At 55.3% G+C, this 23,160-nt stretch carries 15 protein-coding genes; 3 read left to right on the forward strand and 12 right to left on the reverse strand.

Annotated elements, in window-relative coordinates; all coding sequences use genetic code 11:
- The first annotated feature begins 6 nt into the window (after positions 1–6).
- Entirely contained in the window at positions 7–2,025 is a 2,019-nt protein-coding gene (locus G6R38_RS04210; RefSeq protein ID WP_166820406.1) for an esterase/lipase family protein, read from the forward strand.
- Between the two features lie 89 nt (positions 2,026–2,114).
- Here G6R38_RS04210 and lptB read toward each other — a convergent pair whose 3' ends face one another.
- Both lptB and lepB read right to left on the reverse strand, forming a co-directional pair.
- Entirely contained in the window at positions 2,115–2,927 is an 813-nt protein-coding gene (lptB, locus tag G6R38_RS04215) for an LPS export ABC transporter ATP-binding protein (protein ID WP_166820407.1), read from the reverse strand.
- Positions 2,928–3,058: 131 nt separating this feature from the next.
- A complete protein-coding gene (lepB, locus tag G6R38_RS27805) occupies positions 3,059–5,086 on the reverse strand; it encodes a signal peptidase I (protein ID WP_206028449.1) in 2,028 nt (675 codons plus the stop codon).
- A 414-nt stretch (positions 5,087–5,500) separates the two neighbouring features.
- Here lepB and G6R38_RS04225 point away from each other — a divergent pair, with 414 nt between their 5' ends.
- Entirely contained in the window at positions 5,501–8,188 is a 2,688-nt protein-coding gene (locus G6R38_RS04225) for a peroxidase family protein (protein WP_166820408.1), read from the forward strand.
- Between the two features lie 113 nt (positions 8,189–8,301).
- Here G6R38_RS04225 and G6R38_RS04230 read toward each other — a convergent pair whose 3' ends face one another.
- The 5 genes from G6R38_RS04230 to G6R38_RS04250 all read right to left on the reverse strand — a co-directional run bounded on the left by G6R38_RS04230 (position 8,302) and on the right by G6R38_RS04250 (position 18,279).
- Positions 8,302–11,922, reverse strand: a complete 3,621-nt coding sequence (locus tag G6R38_RS04230) for an efflux RND transporter permease subunit (protein ID WP_166820409.1) — start codon at positions 11,920–11,922, stop codon at positions 8,302–8,304.
- A gap of 233 nt (positions 11,923–12,155) precedes the next feature.
- On the reverse strand, positions 12,156–13,499 hold the full coding sequence (locus G6R38_RS04235) for an efflux RND transporter periplasmic adaptor subunit (protein WP_206028450.1): 1,344 nt from the start codon (positions 13,497–13,499) through the stop codon (positions 12,156–12,158).
- Positions 13,496–13,957, reverse strand: coding sequence for a MarR family winged helix-turn-helix transcriptional regulator (locus tag G6R38_RS04240; RefSeq protein WP_240928061.1), 462 nt, complete (start codon positions 13,955–13,957; stop codon positions 13,496–13,498). The genes G6R38_RS04235 and G6R38_RS04240 overlap by 4 nt, the downstream gene beginning before the upstream one ends.
- Before the next feature lie 291 nt (positions 13,958–14,248).
- A complete protein-coding gene (locus G6R38_RS04245) occupies positions 14,249–15,046 on the reverse strand; it encodes an HpcH/HpaI aldolase family protein (protein ID WP_166820411.1) in 798 nt (265 codons plus the stop codon).
- A gap of 104 nt (positions 15,047–15,150) precedes the next feature.
- Complete coding sequence (locus tag G6R38_RS04250; protein ID WP_166820412.1) at positions 15,151–18,279, reverse strand: c-type cytochrome; 3,129 nt, start codon at positions 18,277–18,279, stop codon at positions 15,151–15,153.
- 177 nt (positions 18,280–18,456) lie between these two features.
- Between G6R38_RS04250 and G6R38_RS04255 the strand changes: the two genes are divergently transcribed.
- Positions 18,457–18,978 carry a hypothetical protein gene (locus G6R38_RS04255; protein WP_166820413.1) on the forward strand — a complete coding sequence of 174 codons (522 nt, stop codon included), beginning with the start codon at positions 18,457–18,459 and terminating at the stop codon, positions 18,976–18,978.
- A gap of 69 nt (positions 18,979–19,047) precedes the next feature.
- Here the strand turns inward: G6R38_RS04255 and G6R38_RS04260 are convergent, their stop codons facing one another.
- From G6R38_RS04260 to G6R38_RS04280, 5 genes are all read right to left on the reverse strand, one after another.
- Positions 19,048–20,484 carry a DUF4159 domain-containing protein gene (locus G6R38_RS04260; RefSeq protein ID WP_166820414.1) on the reverse strand — a complete coding sequence of 479 codons (1,437 nt, stop codon included), beginning with the start codon at positions 20,482–20,484 and terminating at the stop codon, positions 19,048–19,050.
- A gap of 93 nt (positions 20,485–20,577) precedes the next feature.
- Positions 20,578–21,096 carry a hypothetical protein gene (locus tag G6R38_RS04265; RefSeq protein WP_166820415.1) on the reverse strand — a complete coding sequence of 173 codons (519 nt, stop codon included), beginning with the start codon at positions 21,094–21,096 and terminating at the stop codon, positions 20,578–20,580.
- Positions 21,097–21,141: 45 nt separating this feature from the next.
- Entirely contained in the window at positions 21,142–21,555 is a 414-nt protein-coding gene (locus tag G6R38_RS04270) for an ExbD/TolR family protein (protein WP_166820416.1), read from the reverse strand.
- 23 nt (positions 21,556–21,578) lie between these two features.
- Positions 21,579–22,007 carry an ExbD/TolR family protein gene (locus G6R38_RS04275; RefSeq protein ID WP_166820417.1) on the reverse strand — a complete coding sequence of 143 codons (429 nt, stop codon included), beginning with the start codon at positions 22,005–22,007 and terminating at the stop codon, positions 21,579–21,581.
- Positions 22,008–22,095: 88 nt separating this feature from the next.
- The gene (locus tag G6R38_RS04280) at positions 22,096–23,007 is read right to left on the reverse strand and encodes a MotA/TolQ/ExbB proton channel family protein (RefSeq protein ID WP_206028451.1); all 912 of its coding nucleotides are present in this window, start codon (positions 23,005–23,007) and stop codon (positions 22,096–22,098) included.
- Between the last annotated feature and the right edge of the window lie 153 nt (positions 23,008–23,160).

The raw sequence follows: 23,160 nt of genomic DNA on the forward strand, positions 1-23,160 counted from the left end.
TCCCGCATGGAACGCATTCGAAGTCAAGTTGATCCGCAAACGGTCCTGATTTTCACGGTCCTAATAGGATTGTGGAACCTCATCAGTCCGTCGGTCTGCCATGCCCAGGTCAGATCCACCGAACGTTCCTGGCTCTCACGATTCTGCGATTCCGCCACGTGCGATTGGAAACGGTCTCTCAAAGAAACCGAGTTTCAGAACCAACCGAGCGCGGAAACTGCGGGGAAACTCGCGAAGCATCTGTTATGGCGTGCCAAGCAGGCCGCCGAGCACAACAAGCAAATTGCCGTCGATCATGCGTATCTAGCAGCCACGTATGCTTGGTACGGTCAATTCGCGCTCGAACCGTCGCCGTGCGTTGGCTCACAATGCTTGAGAATCTACAACGAGGCGGTTGGAGTCTGCCTGGAAGTCGGCTTCAAGACCGGGCGATTTCATCCCACCAAGGGATTGACCGTCAGCACGCCAATGGGCTGGCAAACCGTGCCGGTTGAGATCTTTGGGTTGGAATGGCAGCCTGGGAAAATTGACCGTTTGTACGCAGTTGCGGACGTTCCGGTCGACGATATCAATTCCGATTACAAAGTGGACGGGGTCGGTGCACCGATGGCGGCCGTACACGTACGTGACCCATCCGATCCCACGGAAGAATACCTTTTCGATGAGCATGTTTACGCACTCACAATTGTGCTGCGTCCGGATCTCCGGTGGCTTGTCGGCTCGAACGAACTGCTGGGGACATCGGAGAAAGATCACTCACCGCTTGGACCGGCTGTCGAACTTCATGATGTCCTCCGTCATAGTGGGGTCAGAGTCGCGGAGAATGTCTGGCCGCTGACGAAGCACGCGGCTGTCGCATTGACGATGAGCAGGAAACTCGCCCGAGGCGAGCACAACGTCGTCCGAGCGTATTTGCACCCGGACCGAGCAATAGATCAGCAACGTCTCTACATGCTGGAACCCCACAAACCCGGCCGCATTCCGATCATCATGGTTCACGGCTTTCTGTCCTATCCGTGGACATGGACGGAGATCGCAAACTTCATCCGTTCCGATCCTTGGATGATGGAACACTTCGAGTTATGGACGTACTTCTATCCCACCTCGATGCCGGTTCCACAATCTTCGGCGAACTTACGGTCCAAAATGCGAAGAGCCGTCGAAGAGTTCGATCCCGAGGGAACTGATGTTGCCTTGCAGAATATGGTGATGCTGGGTCACAGCATGGGTGGTTTGATCACGAAGATGCAAATCACAGATAGCGGTAGCACCCTCTGGAATCGCTTCAGCAATGTGCCATGGCCACAAGTTCGGGGCAGCGAGAAGATGAAACGGTTCTTCCACCGGCAGTTCTTCTACGAGGCACAACCCTTCATCACCCGCGCGGTTTTCTTCGCAACTCCGCATCGCGGAACTGGTTTGCCGGAAGCGGGCGTCCGTTGTATCGCGTTGGCACTGGCAGGGGAACTAAGAACGACCACGCAGTATTTCCAAGAACTGGTCCAGAAGAACCCCGGCATCATTCGGGAACCGGATCTGACTCGATACGGAAATGGTCCGTTGATCCGAATCTTGCGGTCCCCGTTCTTTATCCCGTCAAGCATTCTGAACGTGACCGAACCGAGTAGCGTTCTGCAGGGACTCGATCAACTGCCCTACAATCCGAGGGTCACCATCCACACGGTCTACGGTCGACTGGGCGAATTTTGCGATCGAGAAATCGGCGACCTCGTCGTGCCACCGTATAGTGCACGAGAACCGGAGACCGATACCCTGCGAGCACTTCGGATCACGCACGGGCGGGTCCATAGGATTCCCGCTGCCTTGCAAGAAACACAGCAGATCTTGTTGCAGCAATGGGAGGCAGTTCAAGCTGCTCGCGCGGCAACCCCCATCGCACCGACTCCATCAGACGAGACGCGGCAAGACGTGCCAGCACCGTTGCCGAGTGAATTCGATGATAGGGAATCGGTCGAGTTCGACGCTTCGCCCGTGCCGGCACCGGCTCCGTTGGGATACGACTAGACGAAGTGAAGAATCCGTCTCGTCGTTGAAACCCTCTTCCTGCGGCAGAGCCATTGTTTCGGCAAGTTCAGCCGTTCGATCAACGCGGATTAAGCGGCGTCGAGTTCTTTGGTTGGCGTCGTGGTGTTCTCGGGCTTTTGGCCGGGGATACGAAAACTGGCTTTTTCTTTGATGATCGATTCGCCGTCGAATCGTGTCCCGAAGTACATTTGCTGGGCGAGCGGGTCGTTCAGCACCGTCGCTGCATCCCCGCTAACGAGAATCTTTCCAGCACAGACGACGTAACTTCGGTCCGTGATGGTCAGTGTTTCGCGTTCGCGGTGGTCTGTCAGGAGAATGGAAATTCCCGAATCGCGCAGATCGCGGATGATGTCCTGAATACTGTTGATCGTCACCGGATCGATCCCAGTGAACGGTTCGTCGAGCAGGATGAGTCGCGGCCGACTCGCCAAACAGCGGGCAATTTCCAGCCGTCGGCGTTCTCCCCCGGACAATGTCGACGCAATCCGAGGTTTCTTGTCTTGAAGACCGAACTGCTCCAGCAACCGGTCCACCTCGCGATACCGATCCTTACGTTTGAGTTTCAGGTACTCAAGAATGGCCAGTATATTCTGTTGAACAGTGAGTTTGCCAAAGACGCTGTCGTCCTGTGGCAGAAATCCCATTCCTTGTCGTGCTCGGCGGAACATCGGCCAACGGGTTACTTCGACACCCTGCAAAAACACTTGCCCTTTGGTGGGTGTGATCAAACCGCAAGACATGCGGAAGGTCGTTGTTTTCCCGGCTCCGTTCGGGCCCAGCAACCCCACGATTTCGCCTTCTTCGACGGTGAAATCAATTCCATCGACCGCCCGTTTTCCAGGGTAGTCCTTCACCAAACCACTGCATTTCAACAATGCCATCTGTTCGTCCTCCGTGACGAATGGGAACTGATTCGCGGGGTGTTACGTTCCGGTTCGGTATTGTCTCAACTTCGAGGAAGTTTGCAAAGATCGAATTGCCGAAACATGCAGGCCGTAGTTTCGGGTCGGCATCAACGGATCCGTTTCATGCGGAACAAATCGGGATAGAACGGCACCCGAAAACTGGGATAGTCCGTTTTTCCAATCGCTCCGCCAGAAGGGAAGTGATCTCCGTTGTCTTTCACCGCACGATGGTCCCGAATGCCCCAACCGTTTCCGTCATTGCCGAACGGTACACCGTGCGGCCAGTAGATGAAGAACGCTTTGCCGACCAACGCGGATCGCGGAACCGCATGCCGATTCAGCGGGCGACGATCCCCTGGCAACATCCAGTCTCGATCGAATGGCCACAGTCGGCTATCCATACTTTGCGGACTGTTGTCGCCCATCGCGAAAAATTCATCTTCATCAAGCCGATCGAACTCGATGGCCTCACCCACCAAGTCGCGATAAAGATCGAACCATTGTTCTGGCTGGGATTGAAGAAAATCGAGATCGCGGACGTTACTCGTTGACTCTTTCTCCCCAACGAACAAATCGGCTCGGTAGTAGATATCGCGTTCGAGCAGCAAGTTCGAGACCTTGGCAACTGCGTTTTGAACCGTCACACCGACCGGCGAAAGATCGGCTTCCGTCGGCACTGTGCGAGTTCGCAACCCACCCACCGGGTGATATGCACCGACTTGTTCACCGTCGACCAACTCGACTTCACCCGCCGATTCAAATTCAACCAAGTCGCCATCGATCCACAAGCAGACTCGGTCGTCGACATTCGCGTAGGTGATCTCCCACGCTCCCGTACCGATCACGTCGGTCTCCGCAAATCCGAGCGTGACGACCTCGGACTCATCGCGGCTCTGATCGTCCGGATAGTAAAGCGTGGCTTTTCCGTTCGACAGATCGATCCGACACCGATAACGCCGCCGTCCCTCGATCAATTCCAATAACAGTTCCGCACCATCGTTGGCCGATTCGACAACGACATCCATCGAAACCGTCAGGTCCCCGACCCAGAAATGCCCTTCGCCATCGTGGTTTCCGTATTCTTCCAACGTGAACGCATTGTATCCGCAGTAGTCGGTGACGAGTTTGAGACGCTCGCGGAGATTGATGACGTTCTCCGAAGACTCATCCCCACCGAAGTCACGATCTGCCAGACCAGGCGGGGTTCGCCATTCAAATTGCAGGTTGTCACCGGAGTCCGCGATGGCTTGCCAATCAGACTGTTGCGGTACGAAATGGCGATACCGTAACGTCGCCTGCCCGTCGGTCGCATCGACGACGAAACTGCGATCCACCGGGTCCATTTTCCAGCCTGTGGGGTCGTCGATCCAACCAGCGATCGCTCGGCCATCGTCACCGCGTGTCATTCCCCCCCAGCGTTCCGGCCAGCCAACAGCACGGAGAGCCTCGGAGGAATGATTGTTATCGTAGACAAGAATTTGCAACTCCCGCTGCTTGTCGGGGTCGTCCTTCCGCAGAATCCGCAATGGTCCGTCGTCGGCATCGTTGACGTACACATCGCCTTGTTGAATCCGAATTTTCTCGCCCGGAAGTCCCACAAGGCGTTTGATGTAGTTGGTCGTGGGTTTCTCGGGATACTTGAAAACGATCACGTCCCAACGGTCGGGTCCGCGAAGTTCAAAGGGAAATTTATTGACGAGAATCCGGTCGCCCTTGAACGCCGGTTTGTCATACATACTGAACCGATACCGGCAATTGTCACAAACGACGTCGTGAATCCGGCGAGTTCCCTCGATCAAACCATTCGGCGATTTGCGGCCATACAAATAGCCATCGTTGTTGACTTCGGCCGACGCACCGACAACCACATGATGACCACACTGCGGGCAATCGGCTTCTTTGTGACGCCCACGCAAGGTCGGTGCCATCGACCCGGTTGGGATCACGAACGCTTCGGCTTCAAAGGTCCGAAACAGAAACGCCAAAATGAACGCGACCACGATGGATTCCATCGTTTCCCGCAGCTCACCGGATTTCGACTTCTGGGTGTCCTCGGAATCCGCAGATTTCTCGGATTGCTGTCCAGATGTCGTTCCGCTTCCGGATGGAGTACTAGTGGGATGTGCTTTCGCCATGAGTACGAGAAATCCTATCGCAAAAACCGGGCGGCAAATTGCCTGCTTGCCCGCAAAATAGAGCCGTCACTGGCCGACTGAATCGTCATTATCCGCAAATTCCGCACATTAGGCAATGTTAGCCGAGGGAATCGAACACATGCGACCGATGAAAGTGTTTTCCTCCCCGCATTCCCCCTGTAATATCCATTCAACCTAAAACACTGGCTACACCAAAGCCCTCTTTTTAGTGTATATTTGCTGGCCTGCCGATAAAAATCGCATTTGCCGAACTGCAAGTATCCCTGAAATGCGTGTTGAACGGATCCCCGACCTCGCGTTTCACAAGGAATCGTTCACGCGTATTGGAGACCGCCTGTCGCGTTCGAGCGAACCCCACATTGCGAAACTCCAAAGTTCAGAAGAGCTTCAAACATGCCTCGTCCACAAAAACGATCTGGTGCGCGCCATCAGAAAATCGACATTGCACAAGTGGAGACGGTCGAAGACCGCGTGCTGCTCTCGGCCGTTTCGTCGGTTGGTGATTTGACAGAGTTCGCCCCAATTGACGGGGTTGGGAACAACGTCGAGAATCCTGAACTCGGTTCCACCGACACACCGTTGATCCGACAAACATCCGTTGGGTACGCCGACGGGCTAGGAACCCCGGCCGGTGAGGATCGGCCGAGCCCGCGTGCTATCAGCAATGCCGTGGCATCTCAAACAGGTTCGACGATCAACGATCGGCATCTCACTGACTACGTTTGGGTGTGGGGCCAGTTCCTTGATCACGATATCAGTCTCACCGAATTGGCGGACCCTCTCGAACCTTATCCGATCAAGGTTCCCACGGGTGATTCGCTTTTCGATCCGTTCGGCACGGGAACCGCTCAAATTGATCTGTCGCGGTCCATCTACGAAATCGACGGGAATGGCATCCGTCAGCAAATCAACCAAATCACAACCTACATTGATGCCTCCAACGTCTACGGGTCGGACATTGATCTCGCCAACGAGTTGCGAACGTTCTCGGGTGGAAAGCTAAAAACGAGCGAAGGTGATCTGCTCCCGTACAACGTGAATGGATTCCACAACGGCGGTGGCGAAAGCCCCGAGTTCTTCCTCGCTGGTGATATTCGAGCCAACGAAAATGCGGTTCTGACCTCGATTCACACTGTCTGGGTCCGTGAGCACAACCGAATTGCAGACGAACTTGCTCGGCAGGACCGCAGTCTTTCCGACGAAGAACTGTATCAGCAGGCACGAGCCATTGTCACGGCGGAAATTCAGGCCATCACGTTCAACGAATTCCTCCCCGCATTGCTGGGAGAAAATGCGATTGACGATTATCAAGGCTACGACCCGAATGTCGATCCGTCGATCGCAAATAGCTTCTCGACGGCCGCCTACCGCCTCGGACACAGCTTGCTTTCATCGGAACTGCAACGCCTCAATAACGATGGCAGCGTTGCCGACGAAGGTAACATCGAACTCCGAGACGCTTTCTTCACACCATCCGTCGTGGGCGACAACGGTATCGACAGCCTCCTCGTGGGTGCCTCGTTTCAGTTGGCCCAGGAACTCGACAGCCAGGTCATTGACGACATCCGCAACTTCCTGTTCGGACCTCCCGGAGCCGGTGGATTCGACTTGGCATCGCTGAACATTCAGCGGGGACGCGATCACGGTTTGGCGGATTACAACCAGACGCGAATCGATCTTGGGCTATCACCAGTCACGAGTTTCGCGGACGTTTCTTCCGATCCCGACACGCAAGCCGCCCTCGCCAGCGTTTACGAAAATGTGGACCAAATCGACCTGTGGGTCGGAGGATTGGCCGAAGATCATCTGCCCGGTTCCAGTGTCGGCGAACTGCTCAACACAATTCTCGTTGACCAATTCGAGCGGCTCCGTGATGGCGATCGGTTTTGGTATCAGAACATCTTCACAGGCGGGTTGCTGGAAGAAATCGAGTCGACAACTTTAGCGGACGTGATCGAACGCAATACGTCAGCCGCCGGTCTCCAGGACAACATCTTCTTTAGCCGTACATTGCAGAACTCGACGCAGCTTGAGAATCTCCGCAATGAACCCATTCCATCACAGCGAATGGATCGCGATTTCAAGATCGTCGTCACCGGGGATTTCGATGGTTCCGCAACGGAGCAGGGTGTTCATGATGATTTGTTCCTGTGGAATCCACGGACGGGAACCAATCGGATTATTCTCGGTAACGGTGCCATCCGCACAAACCCCATCTCGCCGCAAGCGATCAATGGCAACGATTTTCGCACCGTCGTTGGCGGGAATTTCGATAACACCGGCGGCAGCGACTTGTTCTTCTGGAATCCCAGTACGGGACGGAACCGGATCGTTCATCTCGATTCCGGTTCCTTCGGTCAATTGAGCACGGTTGTCGAAACAAACATTGTCGCACCGACCGCAATCAACGGTAATGCCTACCAAGAAGTGGTGAAGGGTGACTTCGACCAAGGGGGCGTTGAAGACCTGTTCCTGTGGAACCCACGGACAGGAGGCAATCGGCTCATCCGTCTGGATGCTGGTTCAACATCGGAATCGACCGTCACTAGGGAAATCCAGACGAACGTGATTTCCCCGCAAGCAATCAATGGGAATGACTTCCAAGAAATCTTCGTCGGCCAATTCGCTGCTGGCGGTTCGGATGACATTCTCTTCGTCAACCTACAAACAGGCCGAAACCGAGTCGCCGAGTTGACGCCCAGCACACCCGGCGGATCGGTCATTTCCGGGGCGATTTCGACGAACGTCATCGACTCGACGGCAATTAACGGCAACGCCTACACACACGTCTCAATCGGTGACCTGAACCAAGACGGCGTGGACGAGTTGTTCGCCTGGAATTCCCGCAGTGGAGCCAACCGACTCTGCCTGATCAACAACAACGATCCCACACTCGATCAGGTGTTCGATGAAGTTGTTGACTCCGGTTTCATCAATGGCAACGATTTCGATCAATTACTCAGCCTCAGAATGAGTGATGACGACGAAATCGGCGACGCCTTGTTCTTCTGCAACTCGATCACCGGCCGAAATCGCATGGTCTACAACGGCTTCGACGGCATGCGACCATTCGGAAGTTGAAACTGAAACACGCGTTCGGATCGAGTAGCATCCAATGATCTCCCCTCCGGTAGCGCAGACAGCAACTTGCCGCCGGAGGGTTGTCATAACCAGTTTGGCCGCGTGATCCGTCGTCAGTTCACCCCCACTGGTTCTTGCACCGCTGGTTCGGATTGATCGAATGGTTCATCGCGATTGCTTCTGACCAAATCGAACATTCGGTTTTGGGTTTCCATGACAACGCTGAATAGAGTTGGCACGAGGAAGAGAGTGAATACGGTCGACAATGCCAACCCTCCGAGCACCACGCTCCCCAAACCGCGATAGAGTTCACTCCCCGCACCGGGGAAGAGCACCAGCGGCAATAGGCCCAATACGGTTGTGGTGGTCGTCATGAAGATCGGCCGAATCCGCGTGCGAACACTTTCGAGAATCGCTTGCCGAGGCGGGAGGTTTTCTTCACGCATCAGGTTCAGCGATTGGTGCACAATCAGGATTGGGTTGTTCACCACCGTGCCGATCAGAATCACGAACCCCAGCATCGTCAGCACATCGAGCATCTGTGTCGGTTGCCCTGTAAATGCCAACCACACATTGAGCAACTGCAAACCGATGATCCCGCCGACCGCTCCCAACGGCACACTCAGAATCACCACCGCCGGGTAAATCCAAGATTCAAACAACGCCGCCATTAGCAAATAGGTGATCAACAATGCCAAAATTACGTTCGACTGCAACGCTTTCCATGTACTGTCGAGTTTGTCAGCGGTTCCCGCCAAGTTGACCCGGTAGCCACCTTCGAGTTGTCCGCTCTCACGAAGCGGAGCAATGACTTGCGATTTGATCAACTCCATCGCATCTTCCAGAGGCATTTCTGCCGGTGGGGAAACTTCAATCGTGATCGCCCGTAGGCGTTCCCGGTGATTGACTTGTTCCGGTCCGCTGCTCATCTCGATCGTGGCGAGCGCTTCCAATGGAACAACCTGTCCGATCGGCGTGGCGACGGGTAGTCCGCGAATCCGTTGTACGCTGTCGGCTCGGGTCTCGTCGCCCACGATCGTCAAGTCGATCTTGTCACCTTCGATGTAGTAATCACCAGCGTAGGCACCGTCGATGAGGGCATCCGCGGCGTAACCCAGGTCCGAAGTCGAAATCTGCATTTCGGCCGCTTGCGTCAATTTGGGTTCGATATGAACTTCGGGTGATGACAAATCCAAACTCGGTACCGGACGGGCCTGTGCGGACTCTGTAATGGTTTCACCATTGACCACACGTTCGACTTTGATAATTTGCCCAATCGGATTCAAACCGATGTTGGGATTCCCCCCCAAAATCTGCCCACCCATTCCGACGAGTGTTTTCAGTTCCGGCCCCGTGATTTCAATATCAATTGTTCGACCGGCGGTCAGCCCTTGCTCGAACAAACTGGACTGCTTGGCCACCGCGAACGTGCCGGGAAGTTGGGAGCCAACCCGCTGAACCAACGGCACCAATTTGCCGACCTGGTCCTGATTGCGAGCCCGGATTCCCAAGAAAACCTGACGACCGCGAGCAACGAAGAAGAAATCACCGATCACGGGGAAATCCAAACCGGCTTCCTCAGCGTTTTTGGCATCGGTATCCCAATAGGGACGGAGTTCCCGCTCAACCGTTTCACCCATCTCCATCATTTGATTGAGGTTGTATCCCGGCGGCGGAATGAGTATCCCGAAGACAAGGTTTCGGTTCCCTGTTGGTAAGTACTCCACCTTCGGCCACAACACCCAACTGAGGGCCACGGCCGCCCCGACCAAAATGCCAATGGTTGCCAATCGCCGTATCAACGAGTGTTGAATCCAATCGTTGATCCCCACAACTTGCTGGACGAAAAAGCCACCGACTTTGTTAACTCCGGAGACAATCAGCGATTCGTTATGCGAGTGACGAGACGCAATCGGGTCGGCGTCGTCGAAGGAATCCAGAGAACCGCCAAGACCGTCGATCTTCGCATCACGTCCGCCGAACAATCGGGACGAGGCTGTCGGAATCACTGTCATGGAAACCAACATCGAAAGCGCAACCGCGCCGCTAATTGCCAACGCGATGTCGCGGAACAACTGGCCCGCTTCTTCTTGCACAAACACGATCGGCAAGAACACGGCAATGGTAGTCAATGTGGAAGCCACAACGGCTCCCCAAACTTCTTGCGTACCACGAACCGCGGCGACCATCGGTTTCTCGCCGAGCGAAGAATACCGGCGGAAGATGTTTTCCAGCACCACCACGGCGTTGTCGACCAACATTCCAACCGCGAACGCCAGCCCCGCAAGTGAAATCACATTGAGCGATCGACCAAGTGCCCCCAAAATCAAAAACGTCCCGATGATACTGATCGGAATTGCCAAACCAACGACGAGTGCACCACGAGCAAACCAAAAACCAGACCCAATAATCAGGGCCAAACAGACGACAAAAAACCACGGAGACCAAAACGCCGCCAAGTATCCCGTGGCCAAGATCGCAGGAATCACCAGCAGCGTTCGCACGCCGAGGTGCAAGAACGACATCAACACAATCATCGTGAGTGCGCCACCGATGAAAATGTTTTCCTGCACCAAATCGACGGAGGAGTAAATGTAGTCGGTTTCATCGTAGACCTGAGTCAGCACCAAGCCACGATCTTTCAGAATGCCTTCGTTGAGTTCCTGATTGACGACTCGCAGTCCTTCCATCAAATCGAGAACATTCGCCCCGGTTTCCCGCAAGCAGTTGACCGCGATGCTCGACTCACCAAATCGTCGCACCAAGCCGTCGGGCTTGCGATACCCCAACCGAACTTGGGCCACATCGCGAACATAGACCGGTCCACCTTCATCGTTGGCTAACAATTGTTGCTCGACTTGCTCGGGCGTGCGGAATTGCCCAAGGGTTCGCACCACCCAACGCCGTTTCGATTCCCAGAAGTCCCCGGCGGAAACATCGGTGTTCTGCCCCCGCAAGACTTGCCGCACATCGGCAATCGTCAGGTTCCGGGCCGCTAGTTTGTGGGGGTCCACAACGACCTGCAATTCTTCTTCCAGACCACCGATCACGTTGGACTGCGACACCCCGGACACCCGTTCGAATCGGGCTTCAATTTCGTCTTCCGCGAATCGCTTGAGTTTGGTGACGTCCAAATCTTCCGGCGGCAGTAGTGTTTTCACTTCCGGATGCTTTTTAGCAATGATTCGCAACCGCAGCGTTGCCAAGCCGGGATTGGCAGCCTGCAGCACCCGATCCAATTCCTCACTCATTTCCGGGTGATCTTGCTGCATTTTCCGAATGTCTTCGGGATTGGGAAATTGTGCACTCAGAATAAACCAAGCAATCGGTCGGTCGGCCGCGTTCGACGTGCTGATGATCGGTTTGTCGGCGTCTTCGGGGTAGCTAGGAACTTGCTCCAATCGCCCGATGACATCGACGACGGCTTTATCCATGTCCGTCCCGACGAGGAACTCCAACGTAATCTTGCCAGAGGAATCGCTGCTCTCCGACGTCATCTTCGTGACCGCCTCGACGCTTTTGAGTTGCTCTTCCTGTTCGAGCACAATTTCGCGTTCGATCTCCTGCGGACTGGCTCCCGGCCATCGCGTCTCGACGGTGATCGTCGGCGTTTGCACCTCCGGCGTCAGTTGCATCGGCATCCGATCGAGAGCCACATAGCCGAATAGCAACAGCAGCAGCACGCCGACGGAAACTTTGACGGGACTGCGTACAAACGAACCAATCAAGTTCATATCGCACCGCTTGAAACCAAGAGTTGAGAATTAAGACCACGCCGCCAAAACTCATCCACCTCGTGTCACTCACACACGAAGTCATCAGTTGCTGAGTCGTGGCAACCGGTTGTTAGAGATCAAAGACTCACTTGCGAAACGAGCATCACTGCCGAGTTCAACTCGCTTGCTTCCCCCGTTTGAGCCGTTCGCGTCTGAGCGTCGGTCACAACGAACCGTCGCGTTCCGCAAAGTCAGTCTGACGTCACTGCCGATCGAATCGATGTCGATGGGCCCACCTTCGTCGGGTCGACCGTATCGACAATAATGACTTCGTTCGGTCCACGAGGTCGCAGGCGTTCATTTCCCAAGACGACGACCAAGTCATCTTGCTTGACGTCTCCTTTGACCTCGATGAACACGCCGCGGGCGGCATGGGTTTCCACCGGAACCGCGACCGCCGTTCCCGTTTGTGGCTCCCCGTTCTTACTGGGTTTGTTCGGCTTCACAACAAAAATGGATCGCTGATTTCCCGACAACACCAGAGCATCTTTAGGAACGAGCAACCCCTCGTGCTGTGAACCCGTCGGCAAGTAGGCTCTCGCCAGCATGCCCGCTTTGATGACCGGTTGACCATCGACAATCTCGTTCTCCACCCGCACTTTCACCGGAAATGTTCGCGAACGCGGATCACCTTGCGGGTTGATGCTGACAATCTCGCCTCGGAACGATCGTCCGAGGGCGGGCACTTCGACAATTTCCACCGCACCCCCGATTTGCAAATGCGGCACATGACTTTCGAGCACATTCACCACTACATCCACCCGATCCAACGCCACAACTTCCGCGACGAGATCGCCTCGGTTGACCCATTGTCCTTCTTCGGTGTGCTCGGCAGAAACGTAACCGTCAAACCGGGAAATGATCGTGTGCTTCTTAATTTGATCCGACAGCTTTTGGACCACTGCTTCTTGCATGCGGGCCATTGCATCGGCCTGAGCGACTTTCTCTTTTCGCGGTCCGGCAACGGCCAAAACATGACCGGCTTTGCGTTCGTTGAAGGTCTCCTGAGCCGCCGACCAAACCGAGATGGCTTGGAGCAATTCATCTTCAGAGATGCTGTTGCGAGCGTACAAGGTTTGAGCTCGCGACTTCCGACTCTCCGCCAATTCCAAAACCGCTTTGGCCGCCTCCATTTGGGCTCGAGCTTGCTCAATTTCTTCCGGACGTGAACCGGCTTTCAGTTCTTGAAGTTCTTCGCGTCGCATTTCGAGTTCCGCTTTGGCAGCCGTCAACTCGAGCGAAATGGTTTCGGTCAGCAGTTGTGCCAGCGTTCCACCTTTTTCAACTCGATCTCCTTCCTCCACAGGAAACTCGACCACCCGGCCGTCCACCGCACTTCCCACAACGGCGCGACGTTCTGGCATCACGGAACCCACAAAGGCTTGTTCCGATCGAATTGAAGAACGTTGAACCGGGGAAAGGATGACCCGAACAGTTCTCTGAGCCATCGCCGTCGAGGTGATGCCCAACAAGACGACAAGCAGAATCGGAAAGGCGAGGCAGGAACAGTTCCGGATGGAAGCGCGTGGTCTCATAGCGGAGGATCCGATGGTTGGTGATTCAGGTTCGCGTGGACGACTCGCAACAAGTCTCGGAGTGTGGCGACTTGCTCCTCGGTCAGTCCTTGCGTCGAGTGGGCTCGAATTCGGCGGGCACACTGAGCGACGATTTCCCAAACGGGTTCCGCCGCTGGTGTGAGTTGGATGAGTTTCTTGCGTCGGTCGTCGGGGCAGCTCGTGCGAGTGACCCATCCCGTTCGCTCCATTCGATCGACAATGCCCGCCAACGTTGGCGGCTCGATCTGCATTCGACAAGCCAATTCGCTTTGCGACAGTCGCCCATCCAAGACCAGCCATCCAAGCACTTGCGACTGTCGAAACGTGATGTCATGCGGCGCTAACTCCGCATTGAGTACCCGATGATACGACAACGCAGTTACCGTCACCCAATACCCGACACTCTCTTCAAAGTCATAATCCACAAAAGTGTCCACCCGTGTTCAATAGCTAGCTAAAGTTTACCAGGCTTAGTATTAGTGTCAATTTCGAATTGCCGCGAGATGGGTATTGGAAGACCGGTCCAGAACGGACTTTGATCTTCCGTGCTGCGGTTGGACTTGGGGAGGCCATTGTTTGCCGGCCTCCACGAGACACGCCCCACAACAATCGAGAGTCAATGACTCTAGACCGTAATACGGTCTTCTGTGTCTGCGGTGAGTGCGTTAAGTTCAGTGTTTTACCGACTGCCACGAGACAGAACCCGCTACGGTGAAACGTAGACTGCTCTAGTATCGAGCCAAATCTTTGGTGGCTGGTTCCATGTCAAGTTCGCTCAGCATGCGACTGGCATCGTTGACCATCATTTTCATTTCGCTCGCCAACGCAATGAATTGCCAGCCTTCGGCGATTCGCTGCTGGACTTGGGCCGGCGTTTGCACGTGCAAACCAACCGGTGTGCCAGTCTTCTTGCCCGCCGCGAGAACACGCTGCATCATTTCTTCGTGGGCTTCAGGAGTTGGGTCCGTTCCATCTGGCGTTCGCATTTGCGCTCGCAAGTCGTTCGGACCGACAAAAATCGCATCGCATCCGGGCAAACTGTAGATTTCCTCCGCGTTCTCTACACCGGTCGGCGATTCGGTTTGCAGGACGACGAGGATTTCATCATTCGCATGCCGATAATAGTCACCCGCCGAAGCACTAAAGTTCAACGCATGCATGCCGCCCCCGACTGACCGATTCCCAATCGGCGGATACTTCGTCGCCGCGATGATGGACTTCGCTTGCTCGACAGTGTCGACCATCGGAGCGACAATTCCCATTGCACCGGCGTCGAGTGCTCGCTTGATGTGGGTGTGATCGCCATTCGGCACACGACAGATCGGCACACAACCGGCATCGGCGATCACGCCAAACAACGTGCCCGCTTCCATCCAGCTAATCGGCGAGTGTTCCATGTCCACGGTCAGCCACGGAAACCCAGTGCGGGCCATCAACCGAGTGGCAAAGATATTGCCAAACGATAACCAAGTCCCGACCTGCGGTTTCCCGGCTTGCAACTGTTGTTTAACGGGGTTCTTTTTCATCAGCGAATTCCTACAGTTTCGTCGGGTGCGTCGTGACGCACCACAAAACGATCATGAATTGATTGGAAGAGACGGTGTATCGCGACGCACTCGACAAAGCTTCGTTACTTCTTGAACATGGGATTGTTCGGGTTGCCACGTGAGAGCAAATACGCCATCAAATCGAGAACTTCCTCCCGATTCAAATCATTAAGCAATTTCGCGGGCATCGTGGAGGTTTTTGAGGGCGTCATGATTTCGATGTCGTCTTTGTCCACAGTGACAGTCTTTGAGATATCGACCGGGTCGGTCAAGATGACAACTTTGCCGTCTGCCTCGGAGAGGACACGTCCCGAATAACTCAGTCCTGACGACAAGAACACCTTCATTTCACGGTATTGATCGGAAATGACTTTACTAGGATCGATGATCGCCTCGGCCAAATCCTTGCCACCGAACCGACCGGCGACGTTGGAAAGATCCGGCCCAGTGGCCCCGCCTTCGCCACCGTATCGGTGACAACGCACACACTGAGCCGCCGCGAACATGGCTCGACCTTGGTCGAAATCGCGACCGGTCAAACCGGACTTGGTCATTTGCACCAACTCATCGACTGTCCAGTTTTTCCCCGGTCCCTGTGGCTTGGGGAGTTCTTCGAGTGATGGCGGTTCCAGATCGACGGTGCGTTCGAGCGCATCGCGTTCGGCATCGGTCGTGTTCTCCAACGCCTCTTTACGAATATTGTCGATGAAGCCCTGGTAACTCGCCCCGCCACTTTTCTCACGGAGTTTCGACAAGTGCTCGAAATACGCTTGGCGTTGTTCCAAAGTCCATCCGTATTTCAGATTTCGTAGCACCAACGCATAGAAGACTTTGTCCGGGTCGGGTTGGTTGGCAATCATCTGAGCAACCGTGCCGCCGTACCGCGAGTTGCGAGCCAACAAATCCGCCCGCTGTTCCGCAGTGGGTTTGAATGGCTTGTCCATCAACTTCAGCGTTTTTGTGATGACCGTCGGCGAATTCAGATAGACCAACAACCGTGCGAGTTCCCGGTTCACATCGGAATCGTCACTGGGGAAATACGGATCCAGTTTATTCGCTAACTCCGAAGCAACTTGCTGCGTCGGTTCGCCCATACGAATGAAGACCAATGCCCACGCACGCAAGTACGCCAGTTTTTGTTCCTTCTCGAACTCACCTGGATTCAACTTCGTGAGTGCGGTCACGGCAATCGCTTTTTGTGATGGATCACCTTGTCGAGCCAACGCGATGACGGCCGAGACGACTTGCTCAGGAGTATCGGCTTGATCCAATTTCGGCAACCATTGCTCGACCGATCGGTGCTCCAACGCAACCCGTGCGGCGTAGCGAATGAATCGATCGGAGCTATCCAAATTCGACCAGATGAAGTCCAAATCTTCTTTGCTGACTTTGCCAGGATGGTGCAACGCTTCCAAACGTTGTCGCGTTTCACGCATGTTCTCGTTCGACTGGTTCTTCGCTTCAACTGGTTCGGTGGACTCATCCCCCACATACGTCACGCGGTAGAGTTCCGATTGTGTGCCGCGACCACCGATCGTGAAATACAACGCACCGTCCGGTCCGACGGCGGCATCGGTCAATGGCAGCGGTGTGCGAGAGAGAAACTCCGTGCGTTCGCCGTCATAAGTGGAACCGTTCGGCGTGAGATGAATGGCATAGATCGTGCCGAAGGTCCAATCGAGCAAGTACAACGCCTTTTGATACTTCGCCGGGAATTTGGTGCCATAGCCGAACTCCACACCAACTGGCGAACCAGGACCGATCTCGACAACTGGCGGCAGGGAATCCGGGAAATACGTCGGCCATTTGCCGGTACCGCTTCGCCAACCGAATTCGCTACCGCTAATCGCATGACTGACCCGCGTCGGACGATACCACGGTGAACCCAGGTCCCATTCCATGTCGGCATCGTATGCGAAGAGTTCACCGTCGGCATTGAACGCCATGTCGTACGGATTGCGATAACCCACGCTGAACATCTCCCACGTCTCGCCGTTGCGGTCGGTCTTGGCAATCCAACCGCCGGGTGCCAACTTGCCGCGAGCGTGACCACGGGCGTCCCATTGACGCGGCAACAGCAGGTCTTCACTCCAATTCGATGGAATGCGTGAGGCATCGAACTTCGGCGGGTTGGTGTGATTCCCCGCGATGACAAACAATGATTTTCCGTCTGGCGACAACCGAACCGCATGCGGTCCGTGTTCACCGCCACCTTGGAACGATTGCAGTTTTTTGACTTCGTCGTACTGGTCGTCGCCATCGGTATCGGTCAGCCGATAGAACCCGCTGCCGGGTCCACCGTTGACGGAACAGTACAAATGACCGAACGCAGCGAGCATCCCCTGAGCCGACGTCATCTTGACATCCAATGGTTCGACTTTCGTGGGTTCATCGCTGCCGATCGGTGGCGGTGTAATCCGGCAAAGTCCTTTGTCGCCTTGATCACTCGCGATCAAACGTCCTGTTTCATCAAAGGTGATGCACACCCAGGAACCGAGTTCGTCTTTCGGCACTGTGTACAACAATTCGACCTGAAAACCTGGTGGCGTTTGAAACACGTTCCGCGGTTGACTACTCGCCAACCCGGTTTTCGAGAACACATTGCCCCACGGTTGATCGCCCATTTTCCCGATCGTTCGCACCGCGACGGCATCGCTACCACTCTTCTGACGTGAGGCGGTCCAACTGTCATCAGTAACGATGTATTTGGGATCGGCGTTGGGATCACGTTTGCTGCCCAGCACCAATTTCATGGCGAATGCGGCGATCCCACCAGCGTTGTTCGCTTCGACGAGAATTTCATTCTCGCCCCGCTTGAGCATCGCGCCAATCTCGCGGGTTTCCGGCGTTTGCCATTCACTGCTGCTGAAGACCTTCTTGCCGTTGAGATGCACGGTCATCACGTTATCGCAGGACGCAATCATGGTTCCGGTCCATCCACGGTCCACGCTGAATGTTTTCCGGAAGTACCACGTTTGATTGTCGTTGCCTTCGCCCCAAATCCATTTTGGTTTCGGTCCTTGGTTGAAGTCGACCACGGGCGAATCATTCGGCTCGGCCGTTTCGCCTTTTACCTGTGATGCAGCGACTTCCGGCACTTGCGTCAGAACTTTTGCATCTTCCGCGACGACTTGACCGAGCGAAAATGCCCCCAGAACAAAGCCCAAACAACACCATCCGCCCCCCCGGACGATCAGCAACGAACGCGACATTTCGAACCTCTTTGGAATTGATGAGAGTATTCCGTTAAGATAACGAATGCCCGATGCGAACGGTACTGTGAGACGTGGCGACCAGCGCCGGATGTGTGATGGAACTGCGGTGGCGTGTTGGTATCCGAAGTGGTTCCAACGACAGAGACACTCGCAATCTGCCTAAGAGATCAAACGATGAGGACCATCGCGTTTGCAATTTGCTTGTGCATTCTGTGCGGTTGCGATGCAGCGTTCTTCGAAACACCGCCTGCGTATGAAACGCTTGATACGTTTTTGAAAGTTCCGCCTCCGACAATCGAGGCACCACCGTTCTTCGTTGTCGACGATGAATCACAGCCAGTCCCAATACCGGACACCCCATGGTGCTTGGGAGCGGCAATCGCCGAACCATACCAACGCACGGCCCCGCCGCCTTTCCCTGACCAGCTAACACTGGACGAAATCAATGAGATCATTGCACCACTTCACGAGCCGGAAGCAGCAATCACTGACTGTGCTATGAAAATCTGCGGTGATAGTTACACCTATGTTGGCGAAGTGACGACGGACTGGCTCAACGGTCCCGTTGTCGTCACCTGTGGTACAATATTCACTGACCGAGGCGAACGGATAACGCAATTCATCATCAATCGACAACGGTATTTACGTCGGAGTCTGCATACGAATGTGTTGACATGGTGGCAGACATACCAGTGAAATCGGTCCCGCACATCCATACCGCCGACGTGTCGGCGACGTCCGATCCTATGAGATCGTCTGGGGAGCCTACTCATCTTTCCGGGCCGCGAGCCATTTGGCGTATTCGCTGTGCGAATAGAAGATGATGTTCGTGCCGAGTTGGTAACATGCTTCCCAGACGGTCGGTTTCACACCGGCGTGGTCGTCGGCCCAGGCGTCGGCGATGTCGCCGGGATGGTAATAGCACACCCAGCGTCCGTCGACCTTCCAACCGAGAGCCTCTTTCCCACCGTGCGGAGCGACGTACGGCAGGAAGGGCAGGGTGTACGGGATGCGGTGAATCACGTCGTCGAGCGGCACCGGCACCTCCCGCACGTTCGGCAACACTTGGTGCATCATGTGCAGAACTTGATTGTGAAAATGCCGACTCCCGCCGTTGTCCACGAACAACATACCGTGCTTGTCGAGCAGATATTCCCGGAGAATTTTGATCTCGCTGTTGGAGAGTGAGATGTTTTTCTGACCGGTGAGGAAGACCATCGGCGGAGATTTGCCGATCGGAAAGTTTTTGAGTTCCGCGACGCGTCGAGCTTCGGTTTTGGCGGCGACCTTCTGACCGGTCCGGATACCATATTCGATCAGAATATTTTGGTCCGCTCCGACGCCGAAATCCTGGTTCCAGTCGCCACCGGAGTACTCCAACCGAATAAACCGCACCTTGCCCTTCTGTGTGCCGCCTGCGAAACCGGCTCCCTCACCCTGACCGTAACCAACGGTGTAGGCGTGTTTCGTCAGTTCTTGCGTGATGACCTGCACTTCGTCGATCGGCGGAACTTTGAACTTCAGAGCCGACAGCGGATTGACGACGAACTTCTGCCGAATCTTCTTCTGCACTTTGACAACCTGGGCGATCGGCTGCTGTTGCCCACCACCAGCGGGCATTTCATAGACTTCCGAGCAACCACCAACCTGCGTGAGCAACATGTACCCGGCGAAGAACAACACGATGTAGCTCGTGAGTGCCGATAGCGATTGATTCAATTTCTGACTGCGACGCCCGTAAAACCAGGCATCCGGACGGAGCGGGTTCCAGATGCGTTTTGGCGGTTCGTCTGCCGATTCCAGGGCGTTGAGCCAATGGCGACGTTCGATTCGTTCGAGCGTCCAGATCATCCATGCCAAGCCGACGAAGAAGGTTCCGATCGTGCCCCATAATGCCAGTTGGCTGCGAATCCACTCCCAACCCAATGCGTGAGCCGCGAACACACTCAATTGCCACCACATCAGTCCGATCACAGTGGCGACCGCCCGACGCCGCGCGACACCGGTTTCACGAACTCGCCACCACCAAAACAGCCCCATGGGAACTGTGGATGCGAAGACCCCCCAATACACACCGGTAACCCAGCCGTGCGTATCGGCGAGTCGCGTGAAGTATTTCCACGTTGCGACCGCGACCAGCCACACGACGAAAAACACGCCGGCGAGAATCATTTGGTTGCGGGACTTCGAGGTTTCGGACATGAGTCGGATTCAGTTGTGCGAGTATGGTCTCGCGGACGTCAGCAAACTTGAAATTCTTCGCATCCACCGCAGACGCAGAAGACCGCCACGCGGTCATTCCAGCGAACGATCGAGAATGCTGTCCAAGTCAGGTGCGTCGGCCGGATCGGTGCCTTTGGTTTCGTCGATACCAAGCACGCGAGCCGCGTTGTCGAGGTCGGGCTTCGATGCCGCGGGATTCGTTGGTGCGGTGTTCGTGGGGGCTTCCGAAGGTGATGCAGCCGTTTCGGTGGCATCGTTTGTTGGTGCTTTCGAAGGTGCGGCCGGAGTGTTCGCCGCTTTCGATTCCACCTGTTGCGATGCGGCCTCGGCGGGTTCGCTCATCAGATACGGCACAACGGTGAAGACGCCGATCACCAGCACGAAGCCAATCGTCGATAGGAATAATGCCTGGACTAATCCGCTCGCCGCGACCGCCCCCAACGCGTCTTGCGGCGATTTCCCTTGAATCGAACTGAGGAACTCTCGCAACTCGGTCGCGGAAGCAGCTCCGTTCCGGTGAAGTTTCTGTAGATCGTTCGCCACTCCGCCGCGGGTCGGCGGTTCACTGAGTCGGTCTCGTGTATGTTCCATATTTTTCTCCGACAGTCCGCAGGAAAAACTCTCGCGGACGGAATGCTATTCGGATTCGGTTTTCTGTTCTTCGAGAACAAGGAACGCTTCGCCACCGGCTGCCCCGACGGCTTCCAACACTGGCCCCCAGCGTTGACCAAGCGCGTCTTTGTGAATCTTCAGAAGCACGTTGCGTTCGCCTTTCGGGGCATCGCCGAGAAGTCCACTGATTGAGCCTTCTAACGCCGCGAGCCCGATCTCACCACCATTGAGGTACAACCGGCTTTCCTTGTCGATCACCACACTGACTTGCGATTGCCGTCCCGCTTGCAACTCCGCCGCGTTGGCTGGTTGCCACTGCAAATGGCTATCGTCCTGAGCCCGGGCCAAGATGACGAAGAAGATCAGCAGATTGAACGCAATGTCCCCCATCGCCATGCTCGGCACTTCTGCGGTTGAGGATCGACGGCGAATTTTCATGATGTGATAATCAGATGACAGATTTACTCGGCTGGGATATCAACTTCTTTTTCTTCTTCGGTTTGCAGCACGACGGTGCCACCGGCGGTGTCGATGATCTCGGACACCTCCACATACCGAGACCAAGGCGCGTCGTTGTCGTAACTGACGACGACGAGTTTCTCCTCCGGCGTGCGAGCGGCACTAAACTTGTTGGTGAGTGCCGGTCGAAGCGTCTCCGGTTGAATTGGGTCACCATTGTATAACAGGACGGTTCGTTTGATGCGGACTTCCAGGTTTTCCTGTTCGTTTTGCTGCTCGACGGTTTCGCTGCCGGGGATGTTCTGCTCCTTGCCACCCTCCGGTTGGACCGACGCACACACCAGGAAGAACACAATCAAATTAAACGCAATGTCCCCTGTCGCACTCGCGGGCGATTCCACCAACAACTTGTTTCGACGCCGAATTCGCATGCTGTTCTTTGGTTTTCCGTTCGAAGGGTGCGTCGTGACACACCGCATTTGAGCGTTGGATCTTGGTGCATCGCAACGCCCCCAACAGTTATGTGACGAGATCCGTTTCGGACTTTTCGGTGATCGCTCCGTTGCGGTCGGCGAGGGTTTCGTTCAGTGAGACGGTTTCGATCAGTTCCGTGGCGGATTCTTCCACATCCAACACGAAGCGATTGATCACGCTGTTGAAGTAGTTAAAGCCGATGAACGCGGGAATCCCGATAATCAACCCCGCACATGTCGTCAGCAGGGCTTCACTGATCCCGCCGGAGGCGAGTTTCACAATGTTTTCCTCGCCGATGCGTTCGTTGATTTCGTTGAAAGACACAATCATCCCGGACACGGTTCCCAAGAACCCCAACATCGGAGCGGCACTCGAAACCGTCGCGAGAATCGGGAGATGTTTCTCCAACGCAGCGACGATATGAACACTGTAGTCGTCCATCGCCTTGATGACTTGTTCCTCGATGCGGGCGGTGTCGTAGCCGAGTCGCCGCAGCACAACATACTTCCGCAAACCCGCCGCGAGAATGGCGGCCACGGGGCCGGTTTCCCGGTCGCACAACTCCAGCGCCTTCTCGGGTTGGTCTTGTTCGAGCAATGCTCGGACTTTGTTCCGGAGCTGGGAAGAATCGGTGCTGAGCATTTTTAAACTGCGGTAGCGTTCGATGATCACACCGAACGCGACAATTCCCAGCAGTAGAATCGGCAGCATGAACCAACCGCCATCAAGCAGCAATTTCAACGCACCGGAATTCATCAATCCACCGAGAACACCGTCAGAAGCCGATTCTTCCGCGGGTTCGGTCTCCGCGTTATCGGCCGGTTCCGATTGATCGGTGGGGGCGGGGTTCTCTGGAGCGACTTGCTGTTCGGCGGCCGGTGGTGGCACATCGTCCACTTCCGGCGCAGTCGGAGCCGCCTGTGCAAACAGGAGCGTACAGACAATCCAGTGCGTCATGACAATTCACGGCTTTCCAAGATTTCGATTTCACTCACTCACGAGGTGTTCTCGGGGCTTTCCCGTCGTAACCAATTGTCAAAACCTGACGCGAGGATACGCAAAAATTGACCATTCCGCCCGTTTTTTCAAAAGTCCCTGATATGACGTTCA

Origin of the sequence: Thalassoroseus pseudoceratinae, assembly GCF_011634775.1 — a bacterium.
GTDB lineage: Bacteria > Planctomycetota > Planctomycetia > Planctomycetales > Planctomycetaceae > Thalassoroseus > Thalassoroseus pseudoceratinae.